At 67.2% G+C, this 14,868-nt stretch carries 16 protein-coding genes; 9 read left to right on the forward strand and 7 right to left on the reverse strand.

The annotated features are described in order from the left end of the window. Nucleotides 1–161 precede the first annotated feature (161 nt). Nucleotides 162–1,094, forward strand: a complete 933-nt coding sequence (gene coaA, locus NS1_RS13300; protein WP_062984609.1) for a type I pantothenate kinase — start codon at nucleotides 162–164, stop codon at nucleotides 1,092–1,094. A 45-nt stretch (nucleotides 1,095–1,139) separates the two neighbouring features. Here coaA and NS1_RS13305 read toward each other — a convergent pair whose 3' ends face one another. The 3 genes from NS1_RS13305 to NS1_RS13315 form a co-directional block, all read right to left on the reverse strand. Further along, entirely contained in the window at nucleotides 1,140–2,267 is a 1,128-nt protein-coding gene (locus NS1_RS13305) for a hypothetical protein (protein WP_062984611.1), read from the reverse strand. An 83-nt stretch (nucleotides 2,268–2,350) separates the two neighbouring features. Further along, on the reverse strand, nucleotides 2,351–2,917 hold the full coding sequence (locus tag NS1_RS13310) for a hypothetical protein (protein ID WP_056813643.1): 567 nt from the start codon (nucleotides 2,915–2,917) through the stop codon (nucleotides 2,351–2,353). 29 nt (nucleotides 2,918–2,946) lie between these two features. After that, on the reverse strand, nucleotides 2,947–3,726 hold the full coding sequence (locus tag NS1_RS13315) for an isoprenyl transferase (RefSeq protein WP_056813646.1): 780 nt from the start codon (nucleotides 3,724–3,726) through the stop codon (nucleotides 2,947–2,949). 250 nt (nucleotides 3,727–3,976) lie between these two features. Here NS1_RS13315 and trhA point away from each other — a divergent pair, with 250 nt between their 5' ends. After that, nucleotides 3,977–4,642 (forward strand): PAQR family membrane homeostasis protein TrhA, encoded by a 666-nt coding sequence (gene trhA, locus NS1_RS13320; RefSeq protein WP_084503698.1) that lies wholly within the window; start codon nucleotides 3,977–3,979, stop codon nucleotides 4,640–4,642. 115 nt (nucleotides 4,643–4,757) lie between these two features. Then, nucleotides 4,758–6,239 carry an adenylate/guanylate cyclase domain-containing protein gene (locus NS1_RS13325; RefSeq protein ID WP_062984619.1) on the forward strand — a complete coding sequence of 494 codons (1,482 nt, stop codon included), beginning with the start codon at nucleotides 4,758–4,760 and terminating at the stop codon, nucleotides 6,237–6,239. A 52-nt stretch (nucleotides 6,240–6,291) separates the two neighbouring features. Here NS1_RS13325 and NS1_RS13330 read toward each other — a convergent pair whose 3' ends face one another. Then, entirely contained in the window at nucleotides 6,292–8,343 is a 2,052-nt protein-coding gene (locus tag NS1_RS13330) for a thioredoxin domain-containing protein (RefSeq protein WP_255284518.1), read from the reverse strand. A gap of 406 nt (nucleotides 8,344–8,749) precedes the next feature. Here NS1_RS13330 and NS1_RS13335 point away from each other — a divergent pair, with 406 nt between their 5' ends. Next, a complete protein-coding gene (locus NS1_RS13335; RefSeq protein ID WP_062984621.1) occupies nucleotides 8,750–9,259 on the forward strand; it encodes a hypothetical protein in 510 nt (169 codons plus the stop codon). 42 nt (nucleotides 9,260–9,301) lie between these two features. On the opposite strand, the gene NS1_RS13340 is transcribed toward NS1_RS13335, so the two are convergent. Continuing rightward, nucleotides 9,302–9,922 (reverse strand): alpha/beta fold hydrolase, encoded by a 621-nt coding sequence (locus tag NS1_RS13340; protein WP_062984623.1) that lies wholly within the window; start codon nucleotides 9,920–9,922, stop codon nucleotides 9,302–9,304. Between the two features lie 77 nt (nucleotides 9,923–9,999). Between NS1_RS13340 and NS1_RS13345 the strand changes: the two genes are divergently transcribed. Continuing rightward, complete coding sequence (locus NS1_RS13345) at nucleotides 10,000–10,251, forward strand: hypothetical protein (RefSeq protein WP_062984625.1); 252 nt, start codon at nucleotides 10,000–10,002, stop codon at nucleotides 10,249–10,251. Nucleotides 10,252–10,543: 292 nt separating this feature from the next. Further along, the gene (locus NS1_RS41620; protein ID WP_255284519.1) at nucleotides 10,544–10,678 is read left to right on the forward strand and encodes a hypothetical protein; all 135 of its coding nucleotides are present in this window, start codon (nucleotides 10,544–10,546) and stop codon (nucleotides 10,676–10,678) included. A gap of 58 nt (nucleotides 10,679–10,736) precedes the next feature. On the opposite strand, the gene NS1_RS41320 is transcribed toward NS1_RS41620, so the two are convergent. Both NS1_RS41320 and NS1_RS13355 read right to left on the reverse strand, forming a co-directional pair. After that, nucleotides 10,737–10,934: a PIN domain-containing protein gene (locus NS1_RS41320; RefSeq protein WP_218019924.1), complete on the reverse strand. Its 198-nt coding sequence runs from the start codon at nucleotides 10,932–10,934 to the stop codon at nucleotides 10,737–10,739. 193 nt (nucleotides 10,935–11,127) lie between these two features. Further along, a complete protein-coding gene (locus NS1_RS13355) occupies nucleotides 11,128–11,400 on the reverse strand; it encodes a type II toxin-antitoxin system Phd/YefM family antitoxin (protein ID WP_062984627.1) in 273 nt (90 codons plus the stop codon). A 179-nt stretch (nucleotides 11,401–11,579) separates the two neighbouring features. Here NS1_RS13355 and NS1_RS13360 point away from each other — a divergent pair, with 179 nt between their 5' ends. The 3 genes from NS1_RS13360 (at nucleotide 11,580) to NS1_RS13370 (ending at nucleotide 14,770) form a co-directional block, all read left to right on the forward strand. Next, a complete protein-coding gene (locus NS1_RS13360; RefSeq protein WP_084503700.1) occupies nucleotides 11,580–12,788 on the forward strand; it encodes a transcriptional regulator in 1,209 nt (402 codons plus the stop codon). An 87-nt stretch (nucleotides 12,789–12,875) separates the two neighbouring features. Next, nucleotides 12,876–14,393: an aldehyde dehydrogenase gene (gene adh, locus NS1_RS13365; protein WP_062984629.1), complete on the forward strand. Its 1,518-nt coding sequence runs from the start codon at nucleotides 12,876–12,878 to the stop codon at nucleotides 14,391–14,393. Beyond that, a complete protein-coding gene (locus NS1_RS13370) occupies nucleotides 14,393–14,770 on the forward strand; it encodes a DUF779 domain-containing protein (RefSeq protein WP_062984631.1) in 378 nt (125 codons plus the stop codon). Before adh ends, NS1_RS13370 begins: the two co-directional genes overlap by 1 nt. Nucleotides 14,771–14,868 lie beyond the last annotated feature (98 nt).

A 14,868-nucleotide genomic window follows, 5' to 3' on the forward strand; every position in this document is an offset into this window, starting at 1 on the left:
TACCTCGGCATTGTCGCTAGTTACCGACCGGTAGCCAAACCCCCTGTTGCGCGCGGGCGGCGAGCACGGAGCACAATCTCGCTATGCGGTCAGAGTTATCCCGGATCTCACCAGACGGGCAGCCAAGCTGTGCGGATGCGCCTGGACGGAGGGTCGGGTAGGTGGCACGGACGAGTGAACCGAGCCCCTATGTGGAGTTCGATCGAAGCCAGTGGCGCACCCTGCGCAAATCGACTCCCCTCGTCCTGACCGAGGACGAACTGACCGGCCTACGCGGTCTGGGCGAGCAGATCGACCTCGAGGAAGTCGCCGAGGTCTACCTGCCGCTGGCCAGGTTGATCCACCTCCAGGTCGCGGCGCGGCAGCGGTTGTTCGCCGCCACCGCCACCTTCCTCGGGGAGAAGCACCCCGACAAGCAGGTGCCGTTCGTGATCGGTGTCGCGGGCAGTGTCGCGGTCGGCAAGTCGACCACCGCGCGCGTGCTGCAGGCACTGCTGGCGCGCTGGGATCACCACCCTCGGGTCGACCTGGTGACCACCGACGGATTCCTTTATCCCACAGCCGAACTCACCCGTCGCGGGATCATGCACCGCAAGGGCTTTCCCGAGAGTTACGACCGGCGCAAGCTGCTGCGGTTCGTCACCGAGGTGAAGTCGGGCGCCGAAGAGGTGTGCGCGCCGGTGTATTCGCACAAGTCCTACGACATCGTGCCCGACGAGAAGCACTGTGTGCGCCAGCCCGACATCCTCATCGTCGAGGGCCTGAACGTGTTGCAGACCGGTCCGCGACTGATGGTGTCGGACCTGTTCGACTTCTCCATCTATGTCGACGCCCGCATCGAGGACATCGAGAACTGGTATGTGCAGCGCTTTCTCGCGTTGCGCAAGACCGGCTTCGCCGACCCCGACGCGCACTTCCACCACTACGCGGCGTTCAGCGACGAGCAGGCCACCGCGGCCGCCCGCGATATCTGGAACTCCACCAACCGACCCAACCTGGTGGAGAACATCCTGCCCACCCGTCCGCGCGCCACCCTGGTGCTGCGCAAGGACTCCGATCACACGATCAACAGGTTGCGCCTGCGCAAGCTCTGATCAACCTGCGCGGCAACAGATTCCGCGATCCGATCGCGAACGGGATCAGCCGTTCGCGGTCGGCGGCGCACCGAGCGAGATGACCTGCTTCGCCAATTCCTCACGGACACCGCCCCTGTGCACAACCAACACCCCGTGCGGAGTGCCGCGCGCATCGGTGGGTTCACCGGCGACCACCTCGATCACCGACCCCGGCACCCGCCGGAGCATGTCGACCACCGGGTACTCCCCCACCGGCGCCCATCCCTGCGCCGCCGACTGCAGCCGGTCGACCATGCTCGGCGCGCCGACGAGATCGGCCCATTTGCGGGTGGCGATCGTGATCGATCCGTCTTCGCTCCAGCGCGGGCTGTACACCGCGGAGCACTCGCCCGGCAGCGTGGGCAGCGACCGGACTCCGTTGGTCGCGACATCGATGGTGGCCACGTTGCCGCTGCCGCACGTCGCGCTGCGTGCCGTCGCCCCGGCCAGGACGAAGGTGTGCCCATCGGGTCCGGCGGCGGCGGAGAGTCCGGCGTCGATGCCGGGCACACGGCCCAGCGGCAGGATGGCGTCGGCGCCGATGGCATAGAGGTGGCTCTTCTCCCACCACAGTCCGCGCGATTCGACCCTGGCCAGCAGGACGAATTCGTCGGTGGCCGCCACCAGCTCGGCGCCGTTCCACGTGCCACCACTCAACGGACTCGGCGAATCCGGCAGGACGATCTCACGTTCGGGTGCGGCGGCCTCGGAACCGGCCAGATCCATGCTCATGATCTCACCGGGCTCGCGCCACCAGCCGATCACCGAACCACGCAGGCCCACCGCGTTGGTGCAGTCGCACGGTATGCGCGTCACCGACCGGTCCCGCACACCCAGCGCCACCAGCGTCTTACTGCTCGTCTCCACCGAGAACGCGTACCGCCCGTCCTCGGTGAAGGTCACCGCGGCCGACGAATGGCCGAAACTACCCGGCGCCCGCACGGTTTCGGCGCCGTGCACCACCGCCAGCTCGGCGTCGGTGCGATAGGCGAACACGGGGCCCTTGGCGGCCTGCTCTTCGGCGGGCGTCAGTCGTGGCGGCGCGGGCTGCTCGACCTCACCGCAGCCCGCGACGACCATCGCGGCACCGCACACGACGCCGAGCACCGCGATCCGCGCACGCCATCCGCTCGCCTTCGTCGCAATTCCCACAGCTCACACCCCTGCAATGTGTCGTCGGGCCCGGTCTCGCGCAGCAGCCTAGTCGGGGGACCTCCGAGATCGGGCTCAGTCCGCTACAACTTCCACGCCGCGTCGAGCCTGGTCGCCACGTCGATATTGCGGACGGCCGCGATCTCGGGCTTGCGGATCTCCTGGGCGACATACCGGGCGACGAATCGGCGGATCTCGTGGTCGACACTGGCCAGCACGCGCAGCAGCTCACCACGCTTGGAGCTACTGGCGACATTGACCCGCACATCACCGGGACGTGGCTCGGCGATATCGATGACCACTCGCAGCGGGTCGGCGGTGCGCGCGGTGAGATGCAGATGCACGGTGCCGTCGACGCGGAACCGCGACCGGTCCACCGCCAGATCGAGGACCAGATCCACATGCAACGGGATGGTCAATTCGAAGGAGATGAACGCGTCGACGAAACGCAGGATTCGTGGCTGCATGAGCTCCACCTGCGCGGTGACCTTCGCCAGCCGACCCGGCCCCACCCCGATCGGCCCGAAATCGAAAGCGGCCCCGGTGAGTTGGCCGAACGCGTCGGCGATGCGTTGCTCGGAGACGGCGTATTCCAGGAAACGCCTGCCGAATTCCTCATAGCTGATGTAGGAAGGCTGTTCGGGTTCCACTGACCGCAGAGTACGCGACGGCTACGACATCACACGCCGAAACGGCGGTGCCGCGCCGCGTAATCCCTTAGTGCGCGCAAAAAGTCGACGCGCCGGAACTCCGGCCAATACGCCTCGGTAAACCAGATCTCCGAATAGGCGCTCTGCCATAGCAGAAAACCCGAAAGTCGCTGCTCACCAGATGTTCTGATCACCAGATCAGGGTCGGGCTGGCCGGAGGTGTAGAGGTGCTGGCCGATCGCGTCGACCGTAATCGACTGCACCAGATCCTCTCCCGACTCCCCCGACGCGATCTCCTGCCGCACCAGTGACCGCACGGCGTCGGTGATCTCCTGGCGTCCGCCGTACCCCACCGCGACGTTCACGTGCACGCCGTCGCGCCCGCTCGTCCGCTCGGCGGCTACCCGCAGGCGTTTGGCGATCAGCTCGGGGAAACCCTCGAGCGACCCGACGATCCGCACGCTCCAGTTCTGCTCGGGGGCGGACAGTTCCTCGACGACATCGGTGATCACTTCGAACAGGGTCTCGAGCTCATCGGCATCGCGGCGCAGGTTCTCGGTCGAGAGCAGATAGACGGTCACCATCTCGATGCCCTGATCGGAACACCAGCCGACGAGCTCGGCGATTTTCAGCGCGCCGACGCGATGGCCGTGGCTGACATCGGTGAACCCGTTCTCGCGCGCCCAGCGACGATTGCCGTCGCACATCACGGCGACGTGGCGAGGGTGCTGCTTGTCTGCCAGCTGCTGTGACAGCCTGGCTTCGTAGATGCGGTACGGCAATCCACGCACCCGACCAAGAAACTCCACGCCCGCACCCTACGCTCCCCCGCCTCTCCGGGAATTCTGCCGGTCGTGGGCGGGGGGTGAGATTCGTGCGGGGCCTGCGGTGAGCTCGGGTCGGCTTTTGGGGCGGGTGGGGAGTTACCCATGTACTCGCGAGATCGGCGGGTTCGTCTTTTGTGTGGTCGGGGGCACGTTTTGTGGTGTCGAGGTGGGGGTTTGACGTACGGTTGGGAGCGTAACTTACGGTACCGTAGGTTTTGGCCCTGGAGGTTTCGTGGAGGCAGTTCTGACTGAGACCGGCACGGTGAGCAAGCCGCGGTTCCGGGGGTGGATTCACACCTGGGCGGTGGGCGTTGCCGCTGTCGCGGTGACGGTGCTCGTGGTGTTCGGGTTCCTGACGTCGTTGACGGCGGGATGGTCGACGTTGCTGTACGGGATCTCGGTGTGCGCGCTGTTCGGGGTGAGCGCGGTGTATCACCGGGTGACCTGGGCGAGCGTGCGGACCCGGGTGCGGATGAAGCGGGCCGATCATTCGATGATCTTCCTGTTCATCGCGGGCAGCTACACGCCGTTCGCGCTGCTCGGATTGCCCGGGCGGACCGGGCAGATCCTGCTGGTCGTGGTGTGGGCGGGAGCCATCGCCGGGATCGCGCTGAAGCTGTTGTGGCCCACCGCGCCCGCCTGGGTCGGGGTGCCGCTGTATCTGTTGCTGGGGTGGGCGATCGTGCCCGTGATTCCCGAGCTGCTGCACAACGTCGGGGTCGCGCCGCTGGTGCTGCTCGCGGTCGGCGGCGTGATCTACAGCGTGGGGGCGATTCTGTACGCGACCAAGTGGCCCAATCCCTGGCCCGACTTCGGACATCACGAGTTCTTCCATGCGGCGACGGTGGTCGCGGCACTGTGTCACTACATCGCGATCTGGCTGGTCGTGCTCGGCTGAACGGCGCGTGCACGTCGCCTCGGTCGGCGCGCCTTCTATGCTCGGTAGTTGTGTCACCCGTCAGCGCAGCTCGTGATGCCCGGGCGTCCTCGGGCGCCGGGTCAGGGCGTGTGCGGTGAACCGGCTGGTCCGGTGGGCGCTGCAGTCCTACTGGGGGCTGGCGCTGGTGGTCATTACCGCCAACATGGTCGGAGTCACGGCCATCTTCCTGGTCAGCTGGGCGGGCGGGGTGTTCAGCCGCCTCGGCAACGATTGGCGCGACGCGGCGGCGCTGATCCTGATCTATCCGATCATCGCCTTCTCGGTCGGGATCGGGATCGCCCTCTACGACCGGCGCCGATATATGCGCTGGCTCGACGACAACCGCAAACCGACGCCGGAGGAAGCGCGCATCCTGATCCGGCTACCCGCCGCGATCACCCTGCGCGCGATCATCCTGTGGACGCCGGGCGTCGTGTTGACCGTGTGGCTGGTCGACCGGTTCACCGACTATCACAACATCACCGTGCTGCTGGCCGGATTCGCCCTCGGCGGGCTGGAAGCGGCGGGCGCGATCTACCTGATCCTGGACCGCCTGATCCGACCGGCGGTGCCCATCATCGCCGCGGTGCTCGGGCCCACCGTGCATCCCAGCTCGACCGTGCTGGTGCGGGTGCTCGTCACCTGGGCGGTATCCAGTGCGCTGCCAGGGCTGATCATCATCGTGGTCCTCAGCGATACCACCACGTCCGCGGAGGACCGGGTGCGCGCCGCCTTGCTGTTCTCGATCGTCGCCCTCGGTGTCGGCACCCTCGCCACCGCCTTGCTCGCGCGCTCGGTAGCGACGCCGATGCGCGCGATGTACCGGGCGCTGGACCGGATCACCCGCGGCGAACTCGATGTGCGGGTGCCGGTCGGCAGCGCGAGTGAGATCGGCCGGCTCGAACACTCGGTCAACGAACTCGCCGCCACCCTGCGCGATCAGATGCACACCGAGGACGTCTTCGGCAGACACGTCGGCTCCACCGTGGCCGAACGCGCGCTGTCGGGCAGCACCGACCTCACCGGCGACGTGCGCATCGTCTCGGCGCTGTTCGTCGACGTCACCGGCTCGGTCCAGCTGTCCGCCGAAATGGCGCCGGAGGATTTCGTCCACAAGCTCAACCGGCTGCTCGCCACGGTCGTCGCTGCCACCGAGGACAACGGCGGCCTGGTGAACAAATTCGCCGGCGACGCCGCCCTGTGCATCTTCGGCGCCCCTTCCGCCCTGCAGGACAACGCCACCCCTGCCCTTCGTGCCGCCCGCCGCATCCGCGACGAAGTAGTCGCCACCGGCGAACTCGACGTCGGCATCGGGGTGGCCCGTGGGCAGGTGTTCGCCGGCGACGTCGGCGCCGACACCCGCCTCGAGTTCACGGTCATCGGCGACGCGGTCAACGAGGCGGCCCGCCTCACCGCCGTCGCGAAGGAAGCGCCGCGACGGGTACTGGTGAGCGATTCGGTGTGGCAGGCCGCCACTCCGACTGAGCGGTCCAAGTGGAAGCGCTACAAGGACTTACGCCTGCGCGGAATCCCCGGGCGCACCCGGACCTGGACGGACATCCCTCCGGGTAAGTGAGTCCGAGCCGTCGTATCGGCCGACGATCAGGCGGAGCGATACACGGATCCGCTCACCGCCGCAGTGATGCTGTCAGGTCGGCGGGGTCGGTGACCGGAAGGTCGCAGACCGAGCCTCGGCAGACATAGGCGGCGGGGGTCCCGTCGACCAGCGGCCGGTCGGTGAGGAGCGGGGCGGTGTTCGGTGGAGCCGCGAGGATGATCGTGCCGCCGGGGGCCGAAGCGCGGGCCGCGGCGAGGAGTTCCATTGCGGCGGAGGATTTCTCGGTCGCAGCGATGGCTACCTGATACGGCCCGCGGACCGCTGCTTCGGCGACGGACAGCCAGTTGCCTGCGGTCCGGGGTGCGCGCGCCAGCAGGATCGCGCCACGGGCGAGGGTCTGGTCGGCGAGTTCGCGGTAGCGGACGGCGCGCTCGGTGTCGGCGACCGCCGAGGCGGTGAGCAGGGCCTCGGCCAGGGCGGAGGCGCCGGAGGGGGTGGCGCCGTCGACGGGGTCGCGCGGGCGGGCTACCAGGGTTTCGGCGTCGTCGGCGGTGTCGAACCAGCTGCCGGGGCGTTCGGGGTCGGCGAAGTGGTCGATCGTGTTGTCCAGCAACAGCTGTGCGGCAGCGAGCCAGTCCGGTTCGCCGGTGGCCTGGTAGAGGGCGAGCAGGCCGGTGGTGAACCAGGCGTAGTCCTCGAGGACACCGGGCGGGGTGCCCGCGACGCCGTCGAGGGAGGCCCGGCGCAGTCTGCCCCCGACGAGATGGACGTCGAGCAGGTAGCGGGCGCACCGCACGGCGGCGGCGATCCACGACGGTTCCTCCAGCGCGGCACCGGATTCCGCGAGCGCGGTGATGGCCATACCGTTCCAGGCGGTGACCACTTTGTCGTCGCGGGCAGGCTGCGGGCGCCGGGTGCGGACCTCGAACAGTTGGGCGCGCAGTCGGTCGAAACGCGACGACTGCTCGGCGTCGACGGGGTCGCTGTGCCGGGTGAGCACCGAGGTGCCCTGTTCGAAATTGCCCGCGGTGGTGACGCCGAGAGCGTCGGCCGCCCACATCCCTTCGAGCGGACCGAGTTCGCCGACCAGCTCGGCGGGCGTCCACACGTAGGTGGCTCCCTCCACGCCGGGACCGTCCGGTTCGAGGTGGGTGTCGGCATCGAGCGCCGACGCGAAACCGCCGTCGGCGGTCCCGAGATCACCCAACAGGAATTCGACCGTCTCACGAGTCACTCTGTGCGGCAACGATTCCAAGGGGGTCGGGGGCGTGCGCCGCGAGAGGTGGGCGTAGGCGCGCAGCAGCAGGGCGTTGTCGTAGAGCATCTTCTCGAAGTGCGGCACCAGCCACCCGGCATCGACCGAGTAGCGCGCGAAACCACCACGCAACTGGTCGTAGATCCCGCCACGCGCCATCGCCTCGGCTGTGCGCTCGACCAGATCGAACACGGCCTGGTCGCCGGTGCGCTCCCAGTGCCGCAGCAGTCCTTCCAGCAACGCCGACGGCGGAAACTTCGGCGCCCCACCGAATCCGCCGTGCGTCGCGTCCTCGTCGGCGGCGATCTCCAGCACAGCCTTGTCGAGAAGTTCGGGAACAATGGTGAATTCGGCGTCGGGTAGGCCCGCTGCCTGCGACTGGAGCGCATCGGTCACCTGACGCGCGGCCTTGTCCACGTCGTCGCGCCGGTTGAGCCAGGTCTCGGCCACCGCGCTGAGCAACTGCGTGAACGACGGCATCCCCCCGCGCGGCTGCTTGGGGTAGTAGGTGCCGCAGTAGAACGGCGCGCCGTCGGGGGTGAGGAAGCAGGTCATGGGCCAGCCGCCCTGCCCGGTCATGGCCACGGTGGCATTCATGTACACCGCGTCCAGGTCGGGACGCTCCTCCCGATCCACCTTCACACAGACGAAATCGGCGTTCATCTGCGCGGCCGTCGCGGGGTCCTCGAAGGACTCGTGTGCCATCACATGGCACCAGTGGCAGCTCGCGTAGCCGATCGACAGCAGGATCGGCACGTTCCGCTCGGCCGCCTCGGCTAGGGCATCGGCATCCCACTCCCGCCAATGGACGGGGTTGTCGGCGTGTTGACGCAGATAGGGCGAGGTCGCACCGGCCAATCGGTTCACGGTTCCACCCTGCCACACGCGACGAGCACAGGCCGCGCCCCCGGTGTCGAACACTCTCGTCGATCGGCCCGATGCGCTCAGGCAATTTCCTCGCATCCCCGTGCGAGGCACCGTGCCGTCATGAATACGCCACCGAATATTTACCTTTCCTCACTGAAATCAACGCGATCGCAACGGTGTTCGACCGCTTCGCCTGGCCGTATACCTATAACTCGGATCCAGCATCCTGCGTGATCCGCTCGGCCATAGGGGAGTGCATTGTCTGCGCAACCGGAAACCGGCGAAATTCCGGCTTCCGCGGCAACACGCCGAGCAGTTGTCACAACGGCATGTGTCGCGGTCGCACAAATGGCGACAACCATCTATCTGCCGAGCATGCCCGCGCTCGGCACCGACATCGGCGCCGGTGATCCAGCAGAAATCCGCGTTCACCGACCGGTTCGCGCTCTCGCCGTGGGTATTCGGCCTGTTCGGCGTCCTCTACGGTGCGGCCCACCTCGGCAGCGCGACCTACGTCCGGCAGCGCGTGCGACCCGGGGCCGCGATCGCCGTGTCGTGGTGCGCGCTGGTGCAGCAGGACCTCGCGGGCATCGCCTCGCCGGCAGGCCCCACCCTGTCCGGGCTCCTCGCCTGGTCCATCGCCATCACGCTGCTCGCCGCGACGAACGTGCTCGTCGTCGCGGCGCCAGAGAAAACTGACGGACCCTCGCCAACATACGGAATGAACGGAATAGTCAGGAACCAATTCGCAAATATCCGCGGGCAGTTGCAATCGAGCAATACATTTGGGACGACAGCACCGCCCACGGACTGGTCGCACGATCGTCGATTTCTCGTCGAGGGCGCTCACCGCGGATTCGACGAAACCGCGACGATCAAATCTTCTATTTCCCGGATGCGAATCCGGTTCGGGTAAGACCACGAAGGCCCGTCCTACCCGAGGCCGCCGATCGCGTGATCAGAGAAGCAGACGAGCCAGCTCGGCGGGGCTCGACATCATGACCATGTGCCCACCATCCATCTCGACCGGATCGATCCCCAGCCGGGAGGCTACGAGTCCGCGCATGAAGTCGGCGGGGAAGAAGCGGTCGTCGCGCAGCAGGATGAAACGGGTCGGCACCTCGGGCCACGACGCCAGCGGCCATGGGGACTCCATCGGGGTGCCGGACTGGCCGCACTCGTATTTCTCCGCCTCGACCCGCTGCTCGGGGGTGAGCTGGTTGTAGAACACGTCGTCGTCACCGGAAGTCGCGTGCCCGGTGTTGGCCCACCAGTCGCCCGGCGCCTCCCCGGGCGCCGGAATCATCGCCGATACCAACACCATTCGCCGCACCGGTACCCGCTCGCATACGAGCGGCGCGGTGAAGCCGCCGAACGAGTGCGCCACCACGACCACATCGCGTCGCTCGCCGATCGCCTCGACCACCGCGTCGGCGTATTCCGCCAACCCTGCGCTGTCGTCCTCGCTCGGCAGCGGCACGGGCACCGCGTCATGGCCGAGGTCACGCAGCTGGTCGGCCACCTGCCCCCAGTAACCCGCATCGCAGCCCGCACCCGGGATCAGCATGAATGTGCTCATGCACCTTGATAGCAAGGGCCACCGACAAGAGCGCCTGTTCACGGCGCGGCCCGGGACACGTCGACACTCTGGCAAGGGTGAGCGACAACGCCCGTTCGGTGATCCGCGGTTCGACGCGGACCCCGGCCGCGTGGGTGCGTCCAGGACACATCGGTTATGTGGGCCCCGACCTAGGTGTCGACGCGCATTCACCGCCGGTCGCGATGCTCACCGTCGGGCTGGACGGCCCACTGATCTGCACACCGCACGCGGCACGATTCGCACAGGCAGTTGCTTCGCACCGGCTCGAACCCCGCAGCGCGTCGTCGCCACCGAGGGATGGATACTGACACTTTCCGTCGATCCGTCCAGCGCTCCGGCCACCATGATCGAGGACGAAATGACCGCAGCTACAAGTCTTTTCGGACTCTCTCACCGACGCGAGCGGGAGCTTGTCGAGTTGTGCCGCGCTCCGATCGTCGACCAGATCGCCGCGAACCTCGGCCTGTCCACCTGGCCACTTCCTGCACCTGTTCACCCAGCACTGCGGCACCACATTCCGTGGCTACCAGCGCTGGAACCGCGTGATCTCGGCGGTCACGAACGCCATCACCGGCCACGACCTCACCCGCTCGGCCATCGATGCCGGCTTCGCCCACCCCCTCCCACTTCAGCGAATCCTTCCGCGAGATGGTCGGCCTCCCCGCCACCGAGATGCTCCACGCGGGCATCCACTTCGACCTCGGCACCAAGACCATTCCGCCAGGGTCGGTGTGAGGGCGAGCCCACCTCCGCCCAGTCTCGATCAGCGATGGTCGGCCGTGTCTGTCTCAGCTCAGAGCGCGACGATCTCGAGCATTGATTCCAAGCCCTCGAAGTCGGCCGCGTTGCGCGTATACAGCGGCAGATCGTTGGCGGAGGCGATCGCAGCGATGAGTAGATCCATCCGTCGCGGACGCGGGTCGCGTTCTGCTGCGATCGTCAGAGCAACCAGGGTTCCGTACCGCGTCGCGGCGGCCTCGTCGAAAGGCATCGGGTCGAACTCGATGATCGCTGCTCGGAGCGCTCGGCACGCGCAACTGGATTCTCGGCCATCGCGACGCCTTGATTCAGCTCTGCCAGCGTGATCGCGGTGATCTCAGGGGTCTCCGGCAAATCCTGTGGGTCGAGCTGACCCAGATCGAGGTAGGTGCAGGTATCGAGCACGCCGATGGGATGCCGGATGCTCACCGTTCACCCCACGGGTCGTCGTCGCCGATCCGGTCTTCCGAACCGAAGTACTCGTCCGCCTCCTGGCGCATCGACGCATAGTCCACCTGCGGCAACGCGCGATGGCGCGCAACCAACTCTGCGGCACTGCGCCTGCGTCGACGGTTCACCGGTCGAACCTCCGCGATCTCGACGCCATTGCGTGTTACCCGGATGGTCTCACCCGCCTCCACCGCGTCCATGATCGCCGCCGAATTGTTCCGTAGTTCGCGCTGGCTGATCTGCCTCATGGCACTTGCGTAGCCCGGTGCGCTACAGCGCGCTACAAGCGGCCAACACCTCGAAACCGGAGTTCAACGTGGTGATGGTTGTGATGGCTCAGGCTGACGAAACCGCGGCTCAGCGGCGGGGGCTGCGGCATGATGAGATGTGGATTCCTCGTCCAGTTCATCGAGTAGGAAGACCCGAGATGGTGCAGCTCACGCTTTCCGCGCAGCGCGCCGCGCTGGAGCGGGAGTGGGCGATGTGGGTGCCGGGTGGGGTTTCGGGGGTGGGGCCGAGTTCGGGGGTTCGGACCGAGGTGGCGCAGTCGTGGTCGCGGTCGTTGCGGACGGTGGATCCGGGGCGCGATCACGCGCCGGTCAGTGAGACCGATATCGGGCCTCGGTGGGCGGAATCGCCGTTGCGGGGGCCGATCACCGAGCTGAAAGAGCAGTTGCACAGTGTCGCCGACGACGCGGGGTACGTCGCGGCGGTCACCGATGCCTCGGGGACGATTCTGTGGACGTATGGCGGGCCGGTCATGCGCAGGCGGGCCGAGCAGGTGAACTTCGCGCCCGGTGGCCGGTGGGACGAGGCGCACATGGGGACCAACGCGCTGTCTCTGGCGTTGCGCACCGACCGACCGCACACCGTGTTCTCGGCCGAACATCTCGTCGCGGCGCTACACGGTTGGGTCTGTTATTGCGCGCCGATCCGCGCGGCCGACGGGACATTGCTCGGCGTGCTCGACCTGTCGACCACCTGGAAGCGTTCGCACCCGCTGGCCATGGCCACCGTGCGCACCATGACCAGCGCCATCGAGTCGAAGTTGCACGCCGCCGTGCCCGCCCCCGCCGGCATGCGGCTGACCTGCCTCGGAACCGGGCGGTTGATGCGCGACGGTCAGCAGATCCGGTTGCGGCCACGCCACCTCGAGATCCTGACCCTGCTCGCCCTCGACGACGACGGCTACAGCCACGAACGCCTGCACTACGCCGTCTACGGCGATCGCGCGGTCGGCGCGAGCACGCTCAAATCGGAGATGTCGTACCTGCGCCGCGCCACCGGCGGCGACATCACCAGTCGCGTCTACCGGTTCACCACTCCCCTGTCCTGCGACGCCGTCGACGTGCTGCGCGCCATCGAGCGAGGCGATCTCGACACCGCCGTGCGCCTTTATCACGGTCCGCTGCTTCCCGATTCGGAGACGCCGGGCATCAGCGAATGGCGCGACTATCTCGAAGTCGCCATGCGCAACGCGGTCCTGAACAGCCCGGACGCGAATCACGCGCTGACCTACGGCGATTGCGCACCCGACGACGTCGCCGTCCACGAACACGCGCTCGCCCTGCTCCCCGCCCGCGACGCGCGCCGCGCGGTCGCCATCGCACGCCTGCACAGCGCACTTCGCGCCTGATCGGTCCGGCTTCAACGTTTCATCAACCCTGGTACAGGATAGTGATGGGCGTCACGCTTCACCGGAATCAGCGAGGAGCCACCGCACATGATCTACGCCAAGCCGGGCACCGAGGGCAGCATTGTCAGCTACGCGCCGCGATACGACAATTTCATCGACGGCAAGTGGGTTCCGCCGGTCGAGGGCCGCTACTTCGAGAACACCTCCCCGGTGGACGGGCAGCCGTTCTGCGAGATCGCCCGCTCGAGCGCCGCCGATGTGGAACTGGCTCTCGACGCCGCCCACCGCGCGGCCCCCGCCTGGGGTGAGACGTCGGCCGCCGAGCGCGCCAACATCCTCAACAAGATCGCCGACCGGATCGAGGCCAACCTCGAGCCCCTCGCCGTCGCCGAGACCTGGGACAACGGCAAGCCGGTCCGCGAGACCCTCGCCGCCGACCTCCCCCTCGCGGTCGACCACTTCCGCTACTTCGCCGGAGTGCTGCGCGCACAGGAAGGCGGCATCAGCGAGGTCGACTCCGACACCATCGCCTACCACTTCCACGAGCCGCTCGGCGTTGTCGCACAGATCATTCCGTGGAACTTCCCGATCCTGATGGCCACCTGGAAGCTCGCTCCCGCCCTCGCCGCGGGAAACGCGGTGGTGCTCAAGCCCGCCGAGCAGACCCCGGCCTCGATCATGAAGGTTGTCGAACTGGTCGCGGATCTGCTGCCGCCGGGAGTTCTCAACGTGGTCAACGGTTTCGGCGTCGAAGCGGGTAAGCCGCTGGCCTCCAGCCCGCGCGTGGCGAAGGTCGCGTTCACCGGCGAGACCACCACGGGCCGACTGATCATGCAGTACGCCAGCGAGAACATCATTCCGGTCACCCTGGAGCTGGGCGGCAAGAGCCCCAATATCTTCCTGGCCGATGTGATGGCCGCCGACGACGACTACCTGGACAAGGCGATCGAAGGGTTCGTCATGTTCGCCCTCAATCAGGGCGAGGTGTGCACCTGTCCGTCGCGCGCGCTGATCGCCTCGTCGATCTACGACGAGTTCATGGCCCGCTGCGTCGAGCGCACCAAGGCCATCATCAGCGGCAACCCCCTCGACGAGACGACCATGATCGGCGCCCAGGCCAGCAACGATCAGTTCGAGAAGATCCTGTCCTACATCGACATCGGCAAGAAGGAAGGCGCCGAGGTGCTCACCGGCGGCGCGGTCCGCAGCGTCGACGGGCTGGCCGACGGCTTCTACATCGAGCCGACGATCTTCAAGGGCAGCAACGACATGCGCGTGTTCCAGGAGGAGATCTTCGGCCCCGTCGTCGCGGTGACCACCTTCGACTCCACCGAGGAGGCGCTGTCGATCGCCAACGACACCCTCTACGGTCTCGGCGCGGGCGTGTGGACGCGCGATATGAACACCGCCTACCGCCTCGGTCGCGGCATCAAGGCCGGTCGGGTATGGACCAACTGCTATCACGCCTACCCCGCGCACGCGGCGTTCGGCGGCTACAAGAAGTCCGGCATCGGGCGCGAGAACCACAAGATGATGCTCGATCACTACCAGCAGACCAAGAACATCCTGGTCAGCTACTCGGCGACGAAGCTCGGCTTCTTCTGATGGTGCAGCGCGTCGACCTCACCGACAAGGCGGCGGCGCTGCTGCGGGACTTGACCGGGCAACACGGCCCGGTCATGTTCCACCAGTCCGGTGGTTGCTGCGACGGCAGCTCGCCGATGTGTTATCCGCGTGGGGAATTCCGGGTGGGCGGTTCGGACGTGCTGCTCGGGTACCTGCCCGGCGAGACGCCGTTCTGGATGAGCGCCGACCAGTTCGAGTACTGGAAACACACCCACCTCACCGTCGACGTGGTGCCCGGCCGCGGCGGTGGATTCTCCCTCGAGGCTCCCGAAGGCGTGCGGTTCCTGATCCGCTCACGTCTGTTCACCGACGAGGAAGCGGCCGCGCTCGAATCGACGCCGCCGCCCACCGGGTGATCTGAAACACCCGTAATCAGATCGTTTTCGCAGGTCAGCGGTGCTCGATACGCACCGCTGACCTGACGGATCCACGGCCGTAACAGTCGTCAACCATT

It is taken from the genome of Nocardia salmonicida NBRC 13393, assembly GCF_001613085.1.
Classification (GTDB): domain Bacteria; phylum Actinomycetota; class Actinomycetes; order Mycobacteriales; family Mycobacteriaceae; genus Nocardia; species Nocardia salmonicida.